Below are 20,048 nucleotides of genomic sequence, written 5' to 3'. Positions count from 1 at the left end.
CCTAGACAATCGGGGAGACGGGGTGGGGCTCGGGGATGTGGGTCTCCGACAGCCGGCGGCGGAACACCCAGTACGTCCAGCCCTGATAGGCCAGGACAAGGGGCACGCCACATGCCGCGACGAACGTCATGAGCCGCAGCGTGTACGGCGACGACGACGCGTTCTCCACGGTCAGGTTGAACTCTGCGCCAAGGGTCGACGGGAGGACGTTCGGGTAGGCCGCGCCAAAGATCGCGGCCGCGCCGGCGACGAGAAACACTCCGGAAAGGACGAAGGTCCATCCCTCGCGCCCGGTCCGCGCGGCCCGCCACGCGCCGGCGACGGCCGCGGCCGCGGCGCCCACGGCCAGCCAGGTCCATGCCTTTCCGCCGACCGCCACCACCGCCACGGCCCACGCCGCGAGTGGAAGGAGCGCCAGGGGCAGCCACCGGGACAGGGCGCGGCCCGCACGGTGCCGCAGCTCGCCCTCCGTCTTCAGGCCCACAAACGCGAGTGCGTGCGCCAGGCAGAACAGCACCACGGCGGCTCCGCCCAGGACGGCGTAGCCGCTGAACCACGAGAAGGCGCCGCCCACGCGGTCCCCGTTGGCGTTGAGCGGGAGCCCCGTGGTGGTGAGGGCGAGCATGGCCCCGATGCCGAAGGCGGCCACGAACGAGCCAAGCGACATGGCCCAGTCCCACGCGTTGCGCGTGGACTCCCGGTGCGCCTTCCCGCGGTACTCGAACGCGACGGCACGGAAGATCAGGGCCAGCAGGACCATCACCAGGGGGAGGTAGAGCGCCGAGAACAGCGAGGCGTACCAGTAGGGGAAGGCGGCAAACGTCGCGCCCCCGGCCGTCAGCAGCCATACCTCGTTCCCGTCCCAGACGGGGCCGACCGTGTTGAGGAGGACGCGGCGCTGCGTCTCGTTGCGCGCGAACAGCTTCACCAGCATGCCGACGCCGAGGTCGAATCCCTCGAGGAAGAGGTAGCCGATCCAGAGGACCGCAATCAGGATGAACCAGAGGGTGGGCAGAAATTCCATGGCCGTTCCTTGCTCTAGTAGGCGAAGGCGAGCACGTCGCCGTCGTCGTTGGTGGCCCCGTCGCCGCGGTCGACGAGTTCGGGCATGGCGGAAGGCACGCCGCCGCGCACGTACCGCACCAGCAGCCGGACCTCGACGACGAGCAGGACGCCGTAGACCGCGCCCAGCGCCACCAGCGAGAACAGCAGTTCGCCCGCAGAGACGCCAGGCGAAACCGCCGCGGCCGTGTACATAAAGATCTGGTCGATGCCCTCGAACGAGGGGTTCGGGACGACGACGAAGGGTTGGCGTCCCATTTCAGTGAAGATCCAGCCGGCGGAGTTGGCCGCGAAGGGCGCGAGAATGCCCAGGACGGCTAGCCGGGAGATCCACTTGTTGTCCGGGACCGTTCCCTTGCGCGTGATCCACAGCGCGACCAGGGCGGCAAACGCGGCCAGCCCGCCGAAGGTGATCATCAGGCGGAAGCCCCAGTAGGTGACCTCCATCAGCGGCAGGTAGTTGATCTCTTGTCCGGCGCGCTCGCCGTACAGGGGGTCGTTGGGCAGATGGGTGCCGTACTTCTCCTGGTACTCCGGCAACAGGGTGTTGACTCCCTTGACCTCGGTCGTGAAGTCGTTGTTCGCGAGGAAGGACAGCAGGCCCGGGATCTCATAGACGCCCACGACGTCGTCGCACGTTGTCTGCCCGGATCCGCCCAGGTTGCCGACGGCCAAGACCGAGAACCCCGTGCCGTCGTGGCAGGCCGCCTCGGCGGCCGCCATCTTCATCGGCTGCTGCTCGAACATGAGCTGGGCCTGCGTGTGTCCGGTCAGCGCGACGCCGGCGAAGGAGACCATGGCGACGACGGCGCCCAGGCGCAGCGACTTGATCCACACGGAGTGGTCGGTCCGGTCTCGGGCGGCCCCCTGCGCCGGGTTCTCGCCGACGACGACGCGCCCGTCGGCGCCGACGGTGTCGATGCCGGTGGCGCGGCGCCGGTAGAGGTGGTACCAGGAGATGCCCAGCAGGAAGCCTCCGGCCACGGAGAACGCACCGAAGATCGTGTGCGGGAAGGTCACGAGCGCGGTGTTGTTGGTGAACACCGCCCAGGCGTCGGTCATCACGGCCCGGCCGTCCACGAGTTCAACGCCGACGGGGTGCTGCATCCACGAGTTTGCGACCAGGATGAAGTAGGCGGAGAGGATCGTGGCCAGGGAGGCCGCCCAGATGCAGGCCAGGTGAATGGCCTTGGGCAGGCGGTCCCAGCCGAAGATCCACAGGCCCAGGAAGGTCGATTCAACGAAGAACGCCAACAGGGCCTCCATCGCGAGCGGGGCGCCGAAGACGTCCCCGACGAAGCGGCTGTACTCGCTCCAGGCCATGCCGAACTGGAATTCCTGAACAATCCCGGTGGCAACGCCCATGATGAAGTTGATCAGGAAGAGCTTGCCCCAGAACTTGGTCATGCGCAGGTACTCGGGCTTGCCGGTACGGTGCCATGCGGTCTGCAGGACGGCGACGAGCATTCCCAGTCCGATCGTCAAAGGCACCATCAGGAAGTGGTACACGGTGGTGATGCCGAATTGCCATCGGGCTATTTCGAGCGGATCCATGGGCGTTCCTTCCAGCCGGGGCGGCCGTTGCGCCCACTCCTCCACAACTTCTACAGTTCGTAGAATAACTTATCTTCTACCGGATGTAGAACTATGGCAGAATTCGGTGTAAATTAGCTCTTGGAGACACTTGCGCCGCCGCCGTCCGCGCAGGCGAGCAACTTCTCCACACGATCGGCATCACTCTAAGGAACCGCATTGGCCACTCTTGGCGAACTAGAACGCGCAGTAATGGACCTGCTGTGGGACAGCGTCGAGGCCCGCACGGCCAACGACCTTCGCGACCTGCTCGCGCTGTCCACCGGCGACGTCGACGGCAAGGAACTCGCCGTGACGACCGTCCTCACGGTCCTCGCACGGCTGGAAAAGAAGCACCTCGTCACCCGCGAGCGCGACACGCGACCGCACCGCTACCGCGCGGTGACAAGCCGCGAGGAGCACACGGTAGAGCTCATGAACGAGGCGCTCGGCACGGTTATGGACCGCGAGGCCGTGCTGACCCGCTTCATCGGAGGCATCTCGGTGGAGGAGGCCGCGGCCCTTCGCCGTATCCTCAACGAGAACCAGACCGCCTAGCGCACGGGCACAATTCAATGCGGCGCACGTGCTGATCGCCTCCTACCTCCTCGCGGGCCTCGCGATCGTTCTGGCGTGGCCCGCACCCCTGGTTCTCTCGCGGGTGCCCTGGACGGCGCGCTCGCCGTTCACCGCGCTGATCCTGTGGCAGGCGATCGCATTGGCCGGCGGCCTCTCGATGATCGGAGCAATGCTCGTGTGGGGCCTGGAGCCCCTCGGCGACAACCTGATCACCGCCCTCGGCGGCCTGTGGACGGTCCTGACCGGCGGACCGCTCGCCCCGGCGCTGGAACCCGTCCACGTTTTTGCGTTGAGCACCGCGCTGCTGTTGGGCTCCCATCTGGTCTTTACCCTGCTGCTATCCACCTACCGGGTCACCCGGCAGAGGCACAAGCACAGGAGGCTGTTGGCGCTGCTCAGCGACCCCTCGCCCACGGAGCCGGGCACGGTGGTCCTGGCGCACGGCGCGCCGGTGGCCTATTGCCTCCCCGGATTCGGCGGTTCCCTGACGGTCCTGTCACGCGGCCTGCTGGACACCCTCGACGAGCAGGGATTGCGGGCCGTGATCGCCCACGAGCGGGCCCACCTGGACCAACGGCACGACCTGCTGGTGCTGGCCTTCGAATCGTGGCACCACGCGCTGCCGTGGCTGCCCACCTCGCGCCTGGCGCGGCGGGCCGTGCAGGAACTCATCGAGATGCTGGCGGACGACACGGCCCTGCGCCAGGTCTCCGCGGACACGCTGCTGCGCTCACTGGTTGCCGTCGCCTCGGGCGCCGCCTCCGCGCCCGGGACGGAGTCGGGACTGCCGGGCGAGGAGTTGTCCTCCATGCGGCTCAAGAGGCTTCTCTCCCCGGCGGGGCCGCTACCGGTGGCGGGCCGCGCGGGAGTGCTGGCCGTTGCCGCGCTGTTGGTGCTTCTGCCCACCACGCTACTGGTGGCCCCTGGGCTGCTCGGTTAGGGGCCGGCGGAGTCCACCCCGTCTCGGAAACGCGCGCGCCCCAGTCCGCCGGTTGCCACCAACGGTAGGCACCCATTCCGACCGCCGGATCGGGGATCCTCCCGCGGATACGGCCACCGTTGGCGTCCCCCTGGGAGAGCCTGCCCGGGCGCCGGTCTCTTGGCAACCGGTCGTGGGCGTACGAAAACCATTGGTGCTGGTGTCCAGCCGGATCAGGGATGGATCCTTCTCGGACCGCAGCCCGCACGTGACGGGCGGACGCATCTAGGCCGTCATATGCGGACAACAAGTTTTACTTAATGGATTTAGGTGTGCCTTACTAGACGTCGACCGTCTTGGAAGGATTCTGATGAGCTCAATGCCTCACACGGCCCCCGCGCCCTCGTCGCTCGACACCAATCTGCGTGCCAGCCACGCCCGTTCGCTGACGCGTCGGATGCTGGCGGGTGAGGGCGCCGTAGAGCTCACGGCTTATCGGGTCGGTGAGACTCTCTCCTCCGCGGTCCACGGCGTCTCCGGCAACGGACAGCTGGTCGTCGCCGACATCCCCAACCTCTTCCATTCGCTCGGCGCGTTCCACACTGCAGACCACATCGACGTGCGCATGGACATTCTCAAGGACTCCTCCGACCACGCCCTGGCCCTGCGCCTGGCCTCCCTGCACCTCCTGGGCACTCTGCGCTGGTGCCGGGACGCGGAGGAGGTGGCCGGGCTGGGCCTGCGGGGGCACCTGGCGGATCTGGTCGACGACCTGGGGCCTCGGGTGCGGGTGGGCGTGGTCGCGACCCAACGGCTCCTGCTACACGACTGCTCCGGCGTTACCGTTCATGACTTGGCCACCATTTCCGAGGCGGCCACCGCGGCGCCAGCGACGGACGCCCTGAATGGCGCCGTCCTGGCCACGACCACTGCAACCCTGGCCGAGATCGCCGATGCGGTGATGGATGGCCGGCTTCCCGGCTGGGCGGAGCGCCTCGACCTTCCCGACGCGGAGAACCTCGCCGTCGATCAGGCGCATTGTGTGGACGTGGACCGGCACTGCGTGACGCTGGCCCGCTTCAGCGAAGATCGGGCTTGGGTTGTACAGGTGCCGCTGCAGTTGCCGTCCCATGCCCTGCCGGGGCAGGACGGCGTCGCCGTCTGGCAGCAAGTGCTCGATGCGCTGCCCTCGCGGCGCGGTGTCGGCTCAGGGGCAGCCGATCTGCGCGGGGCAGGTCAAGCGACAGTGTAGGTGGCGCAGGTGGCGGTGTCGGTGACCTCGATGCCCTCGGCGGTGCACAGTAGGTCGGAGTTGTAGGAGCACTCGAGGCGATGGCAAGCGCCCACGTTGCCTGCCTCGGCCGTGATCGGCCGGCGGGCGTCCAGCTGCACGAAGGTTCCGCAGGAGGCTTGGGACTCGGCGCCGCTGATCGTGATGGCAAGGGCGTTGCAATCGTGGTTGTTGTTGAAGGAACAGGCGGTGGTCGCGCAGGTGCGCACTGCAGTGGTCATGGTGCTCAGCCTTGTCGGTCCGGGCCCAAGCGCTCGTGCCCGGGCGTTAGAGCAAGAATATGCCTCTTTGTGACGTGCGCAACCTCCGGCAAGATCATCCTTTCGTCGCACCCCGCGGCCGCCCGATTGGCTAGGCTCGAAAAATGGCCCGGGTTTCGGTGTTTCTCGCTACATCCGTCGCTCCGCATCCCGGCCCACCGCCAGCACGCACCGGGAACCACGCCGACCGCCGCGAGGGCCCGGCAGGAAAAGAGGAAGCACCCATGCTCGACACCCTGCAGGAATTCACCATATCGTTGCCCCCGCTCCTGCAGTGGGCGGGAGTTGCCCTCGTCTCGGCGATTCCGTTCGTGGAGTCCTACTTCGGATCGGTCCTCGGCGTACTGTCCGGAATGAACCCCGTGGTCGCCATCCTCGCCGCTGTCGTCGGCAACGTCTGCTCCATGCTGCTCTTCGTGCTGGGCGCGCACCGCGTCCGTTCGCGGATGGTCGGCGGCAGGGCGCCGGTCGAACCCACCCCGCGGCGCCGCAGGCTGAGGAACCTCTTCGACAAGTACGGCGTCGCCGGCGTCAGCCTCCTGGGTCAGACCGTCCTGCCCAGCCAGATCACGTCGGCCGCCATGGTGTCCTTCGGCGCACCGAAGAATGTCGTGATCCTGTGGCAGATCATCTCGATCGTGGTCTGGGGCGCGGCCTTTGGCATCCTGGCCTGGCTGGGATTCTCTCTGGTCGCCTAGGCCACGCCAGCACGGCGATGCGCGCCCGTCGCCCGCGCATCAGGCGTCGATCTGCTCCCTGTCGAGCCGCTCGGCCCCCGAGACGATGAACTCCTTGCGCGGGGCCACGTCGCTTCCCATCAAGAGATCGAACACCTGCTCGGCGCGCTCCGCGTCCGCGATGTTGACCCTCCGCAGCGTCCGGTGGCGCGGATCCATGGTTGTCTCGGCCAGCTGTCCGGCATCCATCTCGCCAAGGCCCTTGTAGCGCTGGATGGGCTCCTTGTACTTCTTGCCCGCCGTTTCCAGGTCCTTCAGCACCCGGCGCAGCTCCGCGTCCGAGTAGGTGTAGACCATCTCGTTCTCCTTGGCGCCGTGGTTGACGACCTCCACGCGGTGCAGCGGAGGCACGGCGGCAAACACCCTGCCGTTCTCCACCATGGGCCGCATATAGCGGAAGAACAGCGTCAGCAGCAGCGTCCGGATGTGCGCGCCGTCGACGTCGGCGTCCGTCATCAGGACCACCTTGCCGTACCGGGCGGCCGAAAGGTCGAAGCTGCGGCCCGACCCCGCGCCGACCACCTGGATGAGCGCGGCACACTCCGCGTTGGAAAGCATGTCCCCAACGGAGGCCTTCTGGACGTTGAGGATCTTGCCGCGGATCGGCAGCAGCGCCTGGAAGTCGGACGAGCGGGCCAGCTTCGCCGTTCCGAGCGCGCTGTCGCCCTCCACGATGAAGAGTTCGGAGCGCTCGACGTCGTCGCTACGGCAGTCCGCGAGCTTCGTGGGCAACGAGGAGGTCTCCAGCGCGCTCTTGCGGCGCTGGGTCTCCTTGTGCACGCGGGCGGAGATGCGCGACTTCATCTCGCTGACGATCTTTTCCAGGAGCTGCGCCGACTGTGCCTTGTCGGCGCGGGCCGACGAGGACAGCCGCGCGCCGAGTTCCTTCTCAACGACGCGGGTGACGATCTGCCGTACGGCGGACGTCCCGAGAATTTCCTTCGTCTGGCCCTCGAACTGCGGTTCGGCCAGGCGGACGGTCAACACGGCCGTCATGCCGGCCATCACGTCGTCCTTCTCGATCTTGTCGTTGCCGGCCTTCAGCTTGCGCGAGTTCGCCTCGACGGACTTGCGGAAGGTCTTCAGGAGCGCCTGTTCGAAGCCCGACTGGTGTGTGCCGCCCTTTGGGGTGGCGATGATGTTGACGAAGCTGCGCAGCGAGGTCTCGTAGCCGATTCCCCAGCGGACGGCGATGTCCACCTCGCAGACCCGCTCGACGTCGGTGATGTGGCTGCGGCCGTCGGCGTCGAACACGGGGACGGACTCCTTGAACGTCCCGGAGCCCTGGATGCGCCAAATGTCCGTGACGGCGGGGTCGTTCGCGAGATAGTCGACGAACTCCGAGATGCCGCCGTCATGGTGGAAGACCTCCTCCACGGGGCCGGCTTCGCCGGGAGTCCCGGCGAGCCTGCGCTCGTCGCGCACGTCGATCTTGAGGCCGGGGACCAGGAACGACGTCTGCCGCGCGCGGGCCTGGAGCTCCTCGTAGGAGAACTTTGCGTCCTTCGTGAAGATCTGCCGGTCCGCCCAGTAGCGGATCCGGGTGCCGGTGACGCCACGCTTGGCCTTGCCGACGACGTCCAGCACCGAGTCCTCGACGAACGGCGTGAACTGCGCGTCCGGCTTCGCCTTGCCGGAATCCGCGAAACGGCCCGGCTCGCCGCGGCGGAACTGCATCCGGTAGGTCTTGCCGCCGCGGTCCACCTCGACGTCGAGGCGGGTGGACAGCGCGTTGACCACGCTCGCGCCGACGCCGTGCAGGCCGCCCGACGCGGTGTAGGAGCCACCGCCGAACTTGCCGCCCGCATGCAGCTTCGTGAAGACCACCTCGACTCCGGAAAGTCCGGTCTTGGGCTCCGCGTCGACCGGGATGCCCCGACCGTCATCGTGGATCTCGACGGAGCCGTCGGCGTGCAGAATCACCTTGATGCTCTGTCCGTGGCCCGCGAGGGCCTCGTCCACGGAGTTGTCGATGATCTCCCAAAGGCAGTGCATCAGGCCGCGCGAGTCCGTCGAGCCGATGTACATGCCGGGGCGCTTACGCACGGCCTCGAGGCCCTCGAGCACCGAGAGATGCCGGGCGTTGTACTCAGAACTCGGTGCCACGCGTGTGCGCTCCTTGCCTTCAACGGGGAATCTGACCGTCTCCAGATTAGTCCGCAATGCCGGGGTTTCCGGGCTCCCCCGCCGGGCGCCCGCGGCCCCGGTTACCAAAACGCGTCCCGTTTGTGACCGGGTCGACGCTACGCGGTGAGCGAAAGGCACCCCGAATTGCGATGGATTGGCGGTCCGGGCTGGTTGTATTGGGTGTACCAGAACTAAGGAGGTCGTCATGACGGCAACATCAGTGGCAACTCGCGGACTCACTTCCCTGGATCGCTGCGACCGCTGCGGTGCACAGGCATACGTCCGTGCGGTCTTGGGGACCTCGGGCGGCGAGCTTCTCTTCTGCGGACACCACGCCCGCGCGGTGGAACCAAAGCTCCGCCCCCTGACCACCGAGTGGCAGGACGAGACGAACCGGCTGCACGAAAAGCCCTCGTTCGACGACGAGGACTAGTCCGGATCGAATAGACGTGTGAAATGAAGTGTGGGCCCCGGCGAAAACGCCGGGGCCCACACTTTTGTCCAAGGCGGCCGGCGGGCCGCCCGGGTTCTAGTCCAGGTAGTCGCGCAGAACCTGGGACCGCGACGGGTGGCGCAGCTTCGACATCGTCTTGGACTCGATCTGCCGGATTCGCTCGCGGGTCACGCCGTAGACCTTCCCGATTTCGTCTAAAGTCTTCGGCTGACCGTCGGTCAGGCCGAATCGCATGGCGACGACGCCGGCCTCGCGTTCCGACAGGGTGTCCAGGACGGAGTGCAACTGCTCCTGCAGCAACGTGAAGCTCACGGCGTCCGCGGGGACAACGGCCTCGGAGTCCTCGATCAGGTCGCCGAACTCCGAATCGCCGTCCTCGCCCAGCGGCGTATGCAGCGAGATGGGCTCGCGGCCGTACTTCTGGACCTCGACCACCTTTTCCGGGGTCATGTCCAGTTCCTGGGCCAATTCGTCCGGGGTGGGTTCGCGACCAAGGTCCTGGAGCATCTGGCGCTGGACGCGGGCCAGCTTGTTGATGACCTCGACCATGTGGACGGGGATGCGGATGGTGCGCGCCTGGTCGGCCATGGCGCGCGTGATCGCCTGGCGGATCCACCAGGTGGCGTAGGTGGAGAACTTGAAGCCCTTGGTGTAGTCGAACTTCTCCACCGCGCGGATCAGGCCGAGGTTGCCTTCCTGGATCAGGTCCAGGAACAGCATGCCGCGTCCGGTGTAGCGCTTGGCCAGCGACACCACGAGGCGGAGGTTGGCCTCGAGCAGGTGGTTCTTGGCGATCTTGCCGTCGTGGACGATCTGCTCAAGGTCCCAGCGAAGCCGCTTGTCCATGGAGTCGTCCGCGGAATTGAGCTTCTCGGTGGCGAAGAGGCCCGCCTCGATGCGCAGCGCGAGGTCGACTTCCTGCTCGGCGTTGAGCAGCGCGACCTTGCCGATCTGCTTGAGGTAGTCCTTGACCGGGTCGGCGGTGGCGCCCGCCACCAGCACCTGCTGCTGCGGGGCGTCGTCCTCGTCGGAGGTGATGATGAATCCCCGGGACTCCTCCTCGGGCTCCGCGGCGGCCACGACCGGGCCTTCCTCGGGATCGGCGGGGTCGGCGGCGCCGTCGGTCTCCGGCGCCTCTGCAGTGGCGGCCTTGGAGGCGCGCTTGCGCGCCGGTGCGGCGTCTGCGACCGGGGCTCCGCCGGCGGCGGATGCTTCCTTCGCGGCCTTGTTGCGGGCACGCGTCTTGGCGGACTTCTGCTGTGGCGTTTCCACGGCGTCGTCGGCGGCGGCGTCGACCTCGGCCGCGACTACTGGCGCGTTGCCCCGGCTGGTTGCTGCCTGGGAGCTCGAATCGGAAGCTGGCACGAATTACCTTTCTCACGGATGTCCGCGGTGCAACCACATGGGTAACACCACTATGACCCTGTCAAGTCCGGGTCCCGTCGCGAGACGGTTCGGAAGCAGGGTCCAGTATTTTCAACGCCTGCCTCCGACCTTTTGTTCCCACCCCGAAAGGGCTGAACCGGGATCCGCCGAGGCGGTCCAAGGACACGGACCCAACCGGGTCTGCGACCTACAGTCTCTCACGTTTCCGCGCCAGGCATGTCACGCGGGGCCGCGCCGCGCTTCCACGCGGTGCCCGGGGCCCGCGCCCAGCCGGGAAGTCGGCCCAGGTCGAGGAACGCCTTCAGCCCGACCGCCAGCGCATAGTCCGGATCGCCCTTCAGGCAGGCATCCAACAGTGCGGCGGCCGCGCTGCTGCGCCCTCTGGCCCACTCGATCCATGCCAGCACGCACAGCAGGGCGCATCGGTCCTCCCCCTGCGCGGCAGCGAGCAGGGACGTCCCCAGATCCCAGAGCCGGTCAACGCGGACCCAGTCTGGCGCGGCGGCCGCGGTGCCCATCAGAAACTCCTCGAGCGCGGCGGGTGCCTCTCCGCCGGCATCGAGCGTGACGACCGCGGACAGCCCCGCCGCGGCGGTGGTCCCGGCGGCGAACGGGAGCACGTCGCGCACGGAGAAGTCGTGAAGTCCTGCCAACAGGATGCCGGTTTCCAACGGGTCGCCGCCCAGCCTCTTCCGCGCCTGATCCGGTTCCAGCTCCAGCGCGTCGCACCAGCGCCGGAGGAAGCCCGACGGCTCCGGTGAGCCGACCACGCCGTCCGTGATGGAGTCCACCATGTCCCGCACCGCGACGGTGCCCGGCCAGGCCGCCGACGTGGTCCCGTCCCAGTGGTCCAAGCCCGGGCTGCTGCCGCCGAACTGCAGCTCCAGGTTGGCGTCCGAAAGCCAGATGCTCTCCAGCGCATGGCCATCGGCCGGACAGCACAAGAGGTCGGTGCAGAAGTGCGACCGCCAGCCGCCCGCGCCGACGTGCCAGGCATCGGGAACCGCGATGGACCTTTGCGCCAAGTGCTCGGCGACGGACCGAACCAACAGGCCGTGGGGCGGCTGCCCGTCCGGGGACGCGACCCTGGAACGGGAGTAGGTGACGATGAACGCGGCGGAGGCCTCCGTCATCTCGTCGAGGTACCGCCCGCACCTGCGCGCATGCCGCCGCGCCGCGGCGGGCGACGCGTCCTCCGGCGGCAGGTCCACCCGGAGCGTTGCCACCAGCCTGACTCCCGTGGTCACCAGGAGGACCATGCTGTTCTGCGGATGGAACCCCAGCATGTGGGGAACCAGGGAAAGGACGCCTTCGGCGTCGGCGACGGAGAGCAGGTTCGTTGAGGTGTCCATGGACCTACCCTCGGGCCGGGCCCCGTCGGCGCGGGACGCGTCCCTGCCGACTGTGGACACGGGCGCCCGTCCACTCGAGGTTCTTCCCTGTGGAGGGCTGGGTCGCCGGCGGCCAGGGAGCGTTCCGCTCTACCGGCCGGGAGCCCCGCCACCCCGGCGCCGCCGAGCGATCGCCTCCCGCCACGGCGGGACGACAATCCCGCGCTCGGCCATGCGGCGCCGCGCCTGCCGCCGGGAGACTGCCATCCCCGCCGCGCCGAGCGCGAGCGGCACGAACTGGAAGGAGAGCGCCAGCCTGAAAGCGTCGAGGTTGTACAGCTCCCCGCTGCGTCCGGCGGCCGCGAACTGGAGGTCCATCAGCGCCCCAACCGCGTAAACGGTGACCAGGGCCGCCAGGAAACCGCCGACGTTCACGATTCCGGTGGCGGTGCCGGTGATGTGCGGCGGATTGAAAGTCCGCGCAAAGTCGAAGCCGATCATCGAACCGGGACCGCCGAGCGCCACGAGGACCATCATGGTGACAAGGACCCACAGCGGAGCCTTGCCCGGCCACAGGAGCACCGTGGCCCACGAGAGGGCCACCCCGGCCACGATGCCGAACGCGAGCGTCGAGCGCCGCAGCGGATGCCGGGACACCGCTCCGCCGAACACGGGACCGAACGCGAGCGCGACCACCACAAAGATGGACATGAGTCCCGACGCCAGCGCGGGCGAGAGTCCCTGCCCGGACACGAGGAACGGGTAGCCCCAGGCCAAGAGGAACACGTTGGTGCTGAACTGGGTGGCGAAATGGGTCCAGAATCCCAGCCGCGTTCCCGGCTCCTTCCAGGCATCGGCCAGCATCGCCAGGGTCTTCGGTCGTGATCCTGCGGCGGCGCGAATTGGCGTCCCGGGCTGGTTGCGGACGGCGATGACGGAGAGCGCGAACGCCAACACGCCGAGCGCCGAAAGCGACAGGAACGCGTTGGTCCAGCCCGACCAGCGCAGCAGGGCGACGAACGGGACAAGGCTTATCAGCTGGCCCAGCTGACCGATCATGCCGGTGAACTGCGTGAGCATGGGAATCCTGTAGCCGGAGAACCAGGCCGGCAGCAGGCGGATCACGGACACGAAGGTCATGGCGTCGCCGGCGCCCACAAAAAAACGCCCCACCAGTCCCGCGGTCACCGAGTCGGCCAGCGCCAGCAGCCCCTGGCCGAGGACCATCAGCAGCGCCCCGCCGGCGATCATTGCCCGCGGGCCCAAACGGTCCACCAGCAGCCCCACCGGGATCTGCAGGCCGGCGTAGACAACCAGCTGCACCACACTGAAGGTCGCGAGGACGGAGGCGGTCGCGTCGAAGCGCTCGGTCGCCTCCAGCCCGGAGACGCCGAAGCTGGTGCGTTGGGTGACGGCCACTAGATAAGCGAAGACGGCCGCGCCCCACACCCACCACGATCGTGCCGTGTCCAGCCCGGGGGTCCGGGCTGTCACCGCCCTGGCTCGTCGGTGGGATCGCCGGTTTGGCCGATCAGGAACGCTTCGGCGGCCGAGGCCAGGTCTTCGCCGTCGGGCAGCGACTCGTTGGGATCCAGCAGCAGCGAGCGCCGCTCGGCGTCGGGCGCATGCTCGTCGAAGCGCTCCTCGAACTTCGACACCATGCGTGCGATGTCCGGGGATCCGGCCACCTGCTCGTCGATCTGCCCCTCCACGCGGCGGGCGGACTCGCGCAGGCGGTCGGTGGGCAGACCCAGGCCCAGGGCTGCGCCCAGGAACTCGAGGGCGGCGACCGCGGCCTGCGGGTATTCGGCCTCGGCCAGGTAGTGCGGGACGTGGATCGAGTAGCCGACGGCGTCGCGACCCGCCTCGCCGAGCTTGATTTCGACCAGTTGCGACACGGACGCCGGAAGCTCCGCCGTCGGGTTCCACGTCGATATGCCCTCGCCGAGGTCCGGACGGTTTCCGTGCACGGTGACGCCGAGGCGTCGCGTGTGCGGAACCGGCATCGGCACGGCACCGAACGACGCCGCCAGCCGCACGTTGAGGGCCTCGGCCAGAAGCACGACGGCGGTGGCAAAGCGTTCCCACTGCAGGTCCGGCTCGGGTCCGGTCAGGAGCAGGAAGTCCTTTCCGAGCCCGTCGGTCAGGCGGTAGAGCTCGATGCGCGGCGTCTGGTACGCGGCGAAGTGGTCACCCAGGAAGGACACCTGGGGCCGGCGCTCCCGGTAGTTCACGAGCTGGTCGGCGTCGAAGGTCGCCACCAGCTGGGGATCCAGCGCGTCCATGAGCTGCGCGCGAACCTGCGCGACCGAGTGGCCGGCATCGACCTGCCCGTCGATCGCCACGATCAGGCCCAGGCCCTGAAGGCGGATGTCGTCAATGACCTCGTGGTTGAGCCTGACGAGGGACAGCGGATCGAGCATGGCGTCTCCTTCCAGGTCTGCGGACGGTCCATGGGCGTTAACGGCGGGGGTGCCCTGATTTCTTCCCAAGCCCTCCCACTCTATCCGGGCGGACCGTTCGGACCGTGTGGCCCGGTCGGCGGGGGCGCCTGCCACTACGATCGGAGGAACACCATGACCACCAGTAGTCAACCGTGCCGGACAGCCATGGCGACCGGCGCATTAAGGACAGGTTCCGTGATCAACGCCAGCGATCTCAAGCTGACAGCCGTATCGGCCGACATCCAGCGGGTCTCCGCCGACGCCGTCGTCATCGGCGTGGCCCAGGCGCCCTCCGGCTCCACCGCGGGGGCACGGCTCCTCGCCTCGCCGCTGTCCCAGAACGAAACGTCCGCGCTGGAGGCGTCGCTCTCCGCGCTCGGCGTCACGGGCGCTCCCGACGACGTGCGCCGGCTGCCCGCCACCGACGGGATCAAGGCCGACGTGATCGTCCTGACCGGGTTGGGCCGGGTCGACGGCGAGATCGTGGACCACGAGGCGCTCCGTAGGGCCGCCGGCGCCGCAGCCCGCGAGTCGGGCGGGCTCCGCCGCGTCGTCTTCGCCCTTCCCGCGCCGACCGTGGAAGCGGCCGCGGCTGTCGCCGAGGGTGTCGCGCTAGGCGCCTACAGCTTCGCCAACCACCGGTCGTCCCCGCGCTCCGCCGCGGACACCAAGCGCCCGCTGACCGACGGCGTGGTGGCGACCGCCGCGTCGGCCGACAAGGCCCTGCCCTCGGCGCTGAAGCGGGCCGCCGTCGTCGGCCGCGCCGTGCGCGGAATCCGCGACCTGGTCAACACGGCGCCGAACGTCCTCTACCCGGAGTCCTTCGCCCAGGCGGCCCGCGACGCCGCCAAGCCCCACCAGGTCAAGGTCACCGTCCTGGACGAAAAGCGCCTCGAGAAGGACGGCTACGGAGGACTCGTCGGCGTCGGTCGCGGCTCCGAACGTCCGCCCCGGCTGGTCAAGGTGGACTACTCCCCCGCAAAGCCCGCCGCCCACGTCGCCATCGTCGGCAAGGGCATCACGTTCGACACGGGCGGGATCTCCCTCAAGCCGCCGGCAAACATGCACCTGATGAAGTCGGACATGGCGGGGGCGGCCACCGCGCTTCAGGCGGTCCTCGCCATCGCCGAACTCGGCCTGCCGGTCCGCGCCACCGCCTGGCTCTGCCTCGCGGAGAACATGCCGTCCGGGTCCGCGACCCGGCCGGGCGACGTCGTGACGATGTTCGGCGGCAAGACGGTGGAGATCCTCAACACCGATGCCGAGGGGCGCCTGGTCATGGCGGACGGGATCGTCGCCGCGGGCGAGGACCAGCCGGACGCCATCATCGACATCGCGACCCTCACGGGCGCACAGCTGATCGCGCTCGGCAACCGCACCGCGGGGATCATGGGCGACGACGCCGTCCGCGACGCGCTCAAGGCCGCGGCCGACCACGCCGGCGAGACCGCCTGGCCGATGCCGCTGCCCGAGGAGTTGCGCCCCTCGATCGACTCGCAGGTGGCCGATCTGGCGAACATTGGCGAACGCCACGGCGGGATGATGACCGCCGCCGTCTTCCTGCGTGAATTCGTGGGAGAGACGGACGGCCGGCGCATCCCTTGGGCCCACATGGACATCGCTGGCCCGGCCTTCAACGAGGGTGCCGCCTATGGCTACACGCCGAAGAACGCCACGGGATCCAGCCTGCGCACGCTGCTGGCCTACGCGGAGGATCTGGCGGCGCGCTAGCGACGTCCCTGGCCCGCGCCGCTGCCCATGGCGGGTCGCGGCGCGGGCGTGAACGGCGTCACGTAGCGGCGATCCCTCGGTCACGTCGTGTGGATACGCACCTGCCATGCGGCTAAGGTAAATCTGAAACATCACTAGGCAATACCGGAGCGGAACACCCGCCGCGACCGGAGCACCCAAAGGACGGCCCCCGCACGGCGGGGACCAAACACACGCGAGGGAGCGTTCACGTGGCCGATACGGCAACAACGCAAGAATTCGACGTCCTGATCCTCGGCGGCGGAAGCGCCGGCTACTCGGCCGCGCTCCGCGCCGTGCAGCTGGGCTTCACGGTCGGTCTGGTGGAGAAGGGCAAGCTGGGCGGCACATGCCTGCACACCGGCTGCATCCCCACGAAGGCGTACCTGCACTCGGCGGAACTGGCGGAGAACGCACGCGAAGGCGCCAAGTACGGCATCAACACCACTCTGGACTCCATCGACATGGGCGCCGTCCGCAGCTATAAGGACGGCATCGTCGCCGGCAAGTTCAAGGGGCTGTCCGGCCTGCTGAAGATGAAGAAGGTCAACGTCATCGAGGGCAACGGCCGCCTCGTCGGCAAGGACACCATCGACGTCGACGGCGTTCAGTACAAGGGCAAGAACATCATCCTCGCCACCGGGTCCACCTCCAAGACCATGGGCATCGAAATCGGCGGGCGCGTCCTCACGTCCACCGAGGCCCTGAACATGGAGTCCATCCCGAAGAGCGCGATCGTGCTCGGCGGCGGCGTCATCGGCGTCGAATTCGCCTCCGTGTGGAAGTCCTTCGGCGTCGACGTCACGATCGTCGAGGGCCTGCCCAGCCTGGTTCCGAACGAGGATCCGGCCATTATCAAGGTCCTCGAACGCGCCTTCAAGAAGCGCGGCATCAACTTCAACACCGGCGTCTTCTTCGAGAAGGTGGAGCAGGACGACTCCGGCGCCAAGGTCACGCTCGCCGACGGCAAGGTCCTCGAGGCGGAGATCGTTCTCGTGGCCGTCGGCCGCGGCCCGGTCACGGAGGGACTCGGCTTCGAGGAGCAGGGAGTCACCGTGGACCGCGGCTTCGTGATCACCAACGAGCGCCAGCACACCGGCGTCGGCAACATCTACGCGATCGGCGACATCGTTCCCGGCGTTCAGCTGGCCCACCGCGGCTACCAGCACGGGATCTTCGTGGCCGAGGAGATCGCGGGCCAGAACCCGGTGGTCATCGAGGACATCAACATCCCGAAGGTCACCTACTGCGAGCCCGAGATCGCATCGGTCGGCTACTCCGAGCCCAAGGCCAAGGAGAAGTTCGGCGACGACCAGATCGAGGTCCAGGAGTACAACCTGGCCGGCAACGGCAAGAGCTCCATCCTCGGGACCGCGGGCATCATCAAGATGGTCCGCGTGAAGAACGGTCCCATCGTCGGCGTCCACGGCGTCGGCGGCCGCATCGGTGAACAGATCGGCGAGGCCCAGCTGATCGTGAACTGGGAGGCCTACCCGGAGGACGTGGCGCAGCTGCTGCACGCCCACCCGACCCAGAACGAGGCCCTGGGCGAGACCGCACTCGCCCTGGCGGGCAAGCCGCTCCACGGCTAGCACCCGCCGCGCACCCCGGTCCGCGCCTACAAGGGCGGGGACCGGGGTGCACTAAGCTCAACAGAAGCCATACTTGGCCGCTTCAGCAACGCCGCCGGCCGCCACATGAAGATACATAGTTTTGAAGGAGAACGGGGACGCCATGTCTGAAACCGTGAACTTGCCAGCCCTCGGTGAGAGTGTCACCGAAGGCACCGTGACGCGCTGGCTCAAGCAGGTCGGAGACCGCGTCGAGGTCGACGAGCCGCTGCTGGAGGTCTCGACCGACAAGGTCGACACCGAAATCCCGTCGCCCGTCGCCGGCGTCATCGAAGAGATCCTCGTCGCCGAAGACGAGACGGCCGACGTCGGAGCGCCGCTCGTGCGCATCGGCGACGGTTCCGGCTCCGAGGCGCCCGCCGCGGAGCCCGCGTCAGACGCGGAGCCCGCCAAGGCCGAGGCGGAGGATTCCTCCTCCGAGGACCAGCCGGTCGCCGAGCCGTCGACCGAGAAGGAACCCGAGGCCGAGGCCAAGGCCGCAGCCCCCGCCGGTTCCGGCGAAGGCACCGAGGTCACGCTTCCCGCCCTCGGAGAGAGCGTCACCGAAGGCACCGTGACCCGCTGGCTGAAGCAGGTTGGCGACGAGGTCGCCGTGGACGAGCCCCTCTTGGAGGTCTCCACGGACAAGGTCGACACCGAGATTCCGTCGCCCGTCGCCGGCACCCTCCAGGAGATCCGCGTTGGAGAGGACGAGACCGCAGAGGTCGGCTCCGTCCTGGCGGTCATCGGCTCCGGTGCGGCCCCCGCAGCCGCCGAGGAGGCCCCGAAGGAAGAGGCCCCCAAGCAGGAAGCCCCGAAGGAGGAGGCTCCCAAGCAGGAGGCACCCAAGGAGGCTCCCGCAGCCAAGCCAGCCCCGGCCGCCGAGGCGCCGAAGGAGGCCGCTCCCGCCGCCGCACCGCAGGAGGCTGCTCCCGCAGCGGCCCCGTCCGGCGACGGCTACGTCACGCCGCTGGTGCGTCGCCTCGCGGCGCAGAACAACATCGACCTGTCGGCCCTCACGGGGACGGGCGTTGGCGGACGCATCCGCAAGCAGGACGTCCTTGATGCCGTGGAGGCCTCGTCCTCCGCTCCAGCGGCGGCTCCGTCGGCCGCCCCGGCCGCCAGCTCCGCTCCGGCCAAGGCTGCCGCGGCGCCGTCGTCCCTCCGCGGGACGGTGGAGAAGGCCCCGCGCATCCGCCAGGTCATCGCCCGTCGCATGCGGGAGTCGCTTGATGTCTCGACGCAGCTGACGCAGGTCCACGAGGTGGACATGACGCGCATCGCCAAGCTGCGCACCAAGGCCAAGGACTCCTTCCTCGCCACCAACGGCACCAAGCTGACGTTCCTGCCCTTCATTGCCAAGGCCGTGGCCGAGGCGCTGAAGCAGCACCCGAAGCTCAACGCCTCCTACGACGAGTCCAAGCAGGAGATCACCTACTACAACGCCGAGCACCTCGCGATCGCGGTGGATACGGACAAGGGTCTGCTGGTCCCCGTCATCTCCGACGCGGGCGACCTCAACCTCGCGGGCATCGCCGGGAAGATCGCCGATGTTGCCGCACGCACGCGCAGCAACAAGATCTCTCCCGACGAGCTCTCCGGCGGAACGTTCTCCATCACGAACATCGGTTCGGTCGGCGCCTTGTTCGACACCCCGATCATCAACCAGCCCCAGGTTGCCATCCTGGGCACCGGCGCGATCGTCAAGCGCGCCGTGGTGGTCACGAACGCGGACGGCGACGACACGATCGCCATCCGCCACATGATGTACCTCTCGCTGACGTACGACCACCGCCTGGTGGACGGCGCGGACGCGGGCCGCTTCCTGCAGACCCTGCGGGCGCGCCTCGAAGACGGCGCGTTCGAGGCCGATCTGGGTCTCTAGACCGGACGCTGCGCGGAGACGCGCGTCGGCGACTCTGACAGCTGCACGGTGGCGCCCGTGGACGGTTCCCCAGGAACCGTCCACGGGCGCTCTTGTGTGCCGTGGAACGGCGGACGGGCGGACTCAAGGCACGGCCCCGGCACACGAAACATGGCGGGACCGCCGGTGCGTCGCGAATAGACTGGTGACATGGACTTTCTCTTGACACTTCTGCTGTTCCTGCACATTCTCGGGGCGGCCGCGCTGGTCGGCGGCTGGCTCGCGCACTTCAAAACGCCGACGGTCGGCGTCTGGCAGTGGGCCGGAGCCCTGACCCAACTTCTGACCGGCCTGCTGATGGTCGGCCTCGCCGAGATGCAGGACTCCACGCTGGACTATGTCTGGGTGGCCGTCAAGCTCCTCATTGCCCTCGTCGTTGCCGTCGCAGCGTTCCTGGGACGACGCAGGGTGAAGGCGGGCGAGGACGTCCCGAAGGGCCTGGCGCACGCCGTCGGCGGCATGGCGCTGGTGAACATCGCCGTCGCGGTCTTCTGGGGCTGACAAGCGCGTCCACCAACGGCGGGGCTGCCTAGTGGCGGTCCCGCCGTTGGTGTATGCCCGCCCGGCGTCCCGTCCTAGGATGGCAGGTGGGCCGCCGCACCG

The 20,048-nt window shown here is 68.4% G+C and carries 17 protein-coding genes; 9 read left to right on the top strand and 8 right to left on the bottom strand.

The features are described 5' to 3' along the window. Position 1: 1 nt before the first annotated feature. Positions 2-1,024: a cytochrome d ubiquinol oxidase subunit II gene (gene cydB / locus AC3ZJJ_RS04585; RefSeq protein WP_489894075.1), complete on the bottom strand. Its 1,023-nt coding sequence runs from the start codon at positions 1,022-1,024 to the stop codon at positions 2-4. Positions 1,025-1,038: 14 nt separating this feature from the next. Beyond that, the gene (locus AC3ZJJ_RS04580) at positions 1,039-2,616 is read right to left on the bottom strand and encodes a cytochrome ubiquinol oxidase subunit I (RefSeq protein ID WP_489894074.1); all 1,578 of its coding nucleotides are present in this window, start codon (positions 2,614-2,616) and stop codon (positions 1,039-1,041) included. A 198-nt stretch (positions 2,617-2,814) separates the two neighbouring features. Here AC3ZJJ_RS04580 and AC3ZJJ_RS04575 point away from each other — a divergent pair, with 198 nt between their 5' ends. From AC3ZJJ_RS04575 to AC3ZJJ_RS04565, 3 genes are all read left to right on the top strand, one after another. Beyond that, a complete protein-coding gene (locus AC3ZJJ_RS04575; RefSeq protein WP_489894073.1) occupies positions 2,815-3,192 on the top strand; it encodes a BlaI/MecI/CopY family transcriptional regulator in 378 nt (125 codons plus the stop codon). 28 nt (positions 3,193-3,220) lie between these two features. After that, positions 3,221-4,153 (top strand): M56 family metallopeptidase, encoded by a 933-nt coding sequence (locus AC3ZJJ_RS04570; RefSeq protein ID WP_489894072.1) that lies wholly within the window; start codon positions 3,221-3,223, stop codon positions 4,151-4,153. 349 nt (positions 4,154-4,502) lie between these two features. After that, on the top strand, positions 4,503-5,384 hold the full coding sequence (locus AC3ZJJ_RS04565; protein ID WP_489894071.1) for a hypothetical protein: 882 nt from the start codon (positions 4,503-4,505) through the stop codon (positions 5,382-5,384). Here AC3ZJJ_RS04565 and AC3ZJJ_RS04560 read toward each other — a convergent pair. Continuing rightward, positions 5,369-5,644 carry a DUF1540 domain-containing protein gene (locus AC3ZJJ_RS04560; protein ID WP_489894070.1) on the bottom strand — a complete coding sequence of 92 codons (276 nt, stop codon included), beginning with the start codon at positions 5,642-5,644 and terminating at the stop codon, positions 5,369-5,371. The genes AC3ZJJ_RS04565 and AC3ZJJ_RS04560 overlap by 16 nt on opposite strands. A 263-nt stretch (positions 5,645-5,907) precedes the next feature. On the opposite strand from AC3ZJJ_RS04560, the gene AC3ZJJ_RS04555 reads away from it, so the two are divergent. Next, on the top strand, positions 5,908-6,381 hold the full coding sequence (locus tag AC3ZJJ_RS04555; RefSeq protein WP_489894069.1) for a hypothetical protein: 474 nt from the start codon (positions 5,908-5,910) through the stop codon (positions 6,379-6,381). Between the two features lie 39 nt (positions 6,382-6,420). Here the strand turns inward: AC3ZJJ_RS04555 and AC3ZJJ_RS04550 are convergent, their stop codons facing one another. Beyond that, positions 6,421-8,526 carry a DNA gyrase/topoisomerase IV subunit B gene (locus AC3ZJJ_RS04550; RefSeq protein WP_489894068.1) on the bottom strand — a complete coding sequence of 702 codons (2,106 nt, stop codon included), beginning with the start codon at positions 8,524-8,526 and terminating at the stop codon, positions 6,421-6,423. A gap of 226 nt (positions 8,527-8,752) precedes the next feature. Here AC3ZJJ_RS04550 and AC3ZJJ_RS04545 point away from each other — a divergent pair, with 226 nt between their 5' ends. Further along, positions 8,753-8,980 (top strand): DUF7455 domain-containing protein, encoded by a 228-nt coding sequence (locus AC3ZJJ_RS04545; protein ID WP_489894067.1) that lies wholly within the window; start codon positions 8,753-8,755, stop codon positions 8,978-8,980. Positions 8,981-9,076: 96 nt separating this feature from the next. Here the strand turns inward: AC3ZJJ_RS04545 and AC3ZJJ_RS04540 are convergent, their stop codons facing one another. From AC3ZJJ_RS04540 to AC3ZJJ_RS04525, 4 genes are all read right to left on the bottom strand, one after another. Further along, positions 9,077-10,273 (bottom strand): RNA polymerase sigma factor, encoded by a 1,197-nt coding sequence (locus AC3ZJJ_RS04540; protein WP_489895691.1) that lies wholly within the window; start codon positions 10,271-10,273, stop codon positions 9,077-9,079. 311 nt (positions 10,274-10,584) lie between these two features. Beyond that, on the bottom strand, positions 10,585-11,739 hold the full coding sequence (locus AC3ZJJ_RS04535) for a DUF4192 family protein (protein ID WP_489894066.1): 1,155 nt from the start codon (positions 11,737-11,739) through the stop codon (positions 10,585-10,587). A gap of 129 nt (positions 11,740-11,868) precedes the next feature. Beyond that, complete coding sequence (locus AC3ZJJ_RS04530) at positions 11,869-13,191, bottom strand: MFS transporter (RefSeq protein ID WP_489895689.1); 1,323 nt, start codon at positions 13,189-13,191, stop codon at positions 11,869-11,871. Positions 13,192-13,208: 17 nt separating this feature from the next. Further along, positions 13,209-14,141, bottom strand: coding sequence for a proteasome assembly chaperone family protein (locus AC3ZJJ_RS04525; RefSeq protein ID WP_489894065.1), 933 nt, complete (start codon positions 14,139-14,141; stop codon positions 13,209-13,211). A 216-nt stretch (positions 14,142-14,357) separates the two neighbouring features. Here AC3ZJJ_RS04525 and AC3ZJJ_RS04520 point away from each other — a divergent pair, with 216 nt between their 5' ends. The 4 genes from AC3ZJJ_RS04520 to AC3ZJJ_RS04505 all read left to right on the top strand — a co-directional run bounded on the left by AC3ZJJ_RS04520 (position 14,358) and on the right by AC3ZJJ_RS04505 (position 19,946). Further along, complete coding sequence (locus AC3ZJJ_RS04520; protein ID WP_489894064.1) at positions 14,358-15,893, top strand: leucyl aminopeptidase; 1,536 nt, start codon at positions 14,358-14,360, stop codon at positions 15,891-15,893. Between the two features lie 230 nt (positions 15,894-16,123). Continuing rightward, positions 16,124-17,503: a dihydrolipoyl dehydrogenase gene (gene lpdA, locus AC3ZJJ_RS04515; protein ID WP_489894063.1), complete on the top strand. Its 1,380-nt coding sequence runs from the start codon at positions 16,124-16,126 to the stop codon at positions 17,501-17,503. Positions 17,504-17,645: 142 nt separating this feature from the next. Continuing rightward, positions 17,646-19,406: a 2-oxoglutarate dehydrogenase, E2 component, dihydrolipoamide succinyltransferase gene (gene sucB, locus AC3ZJJ_RS04510; RefSeq protein ID WP_489894062.1), complete on the top strand. Its 1,761-nt coding sequence runs from the start codon at positions 17,646-17,648 to the stop codon at positions 19,404-19,406. A 189-nt stretch (positions 19,407-19,595) separates the two neighbouring features. Further along, a complete protein-coding gene (locus tag AC3ZJJ_RS04505; protein ID WP_489894061.1) occupies positions 19,596-19,946 on the top strand; it encodes a hypothetical protein in 351 nt (116 codons plus the stop codon). The last annotated feature ends 102 nt before the right edge of the window (positions 19,947-20,048 follow it).

This window comes from Arthrobacter sp. AOP29-A2-19 (genome assembly GCF_058138025.1).
The sequence above is the reverse complement of the archived record's forward strand: the minus strand, read 5'-3'. Positions and strand labels throughout refer to the sequence as shown.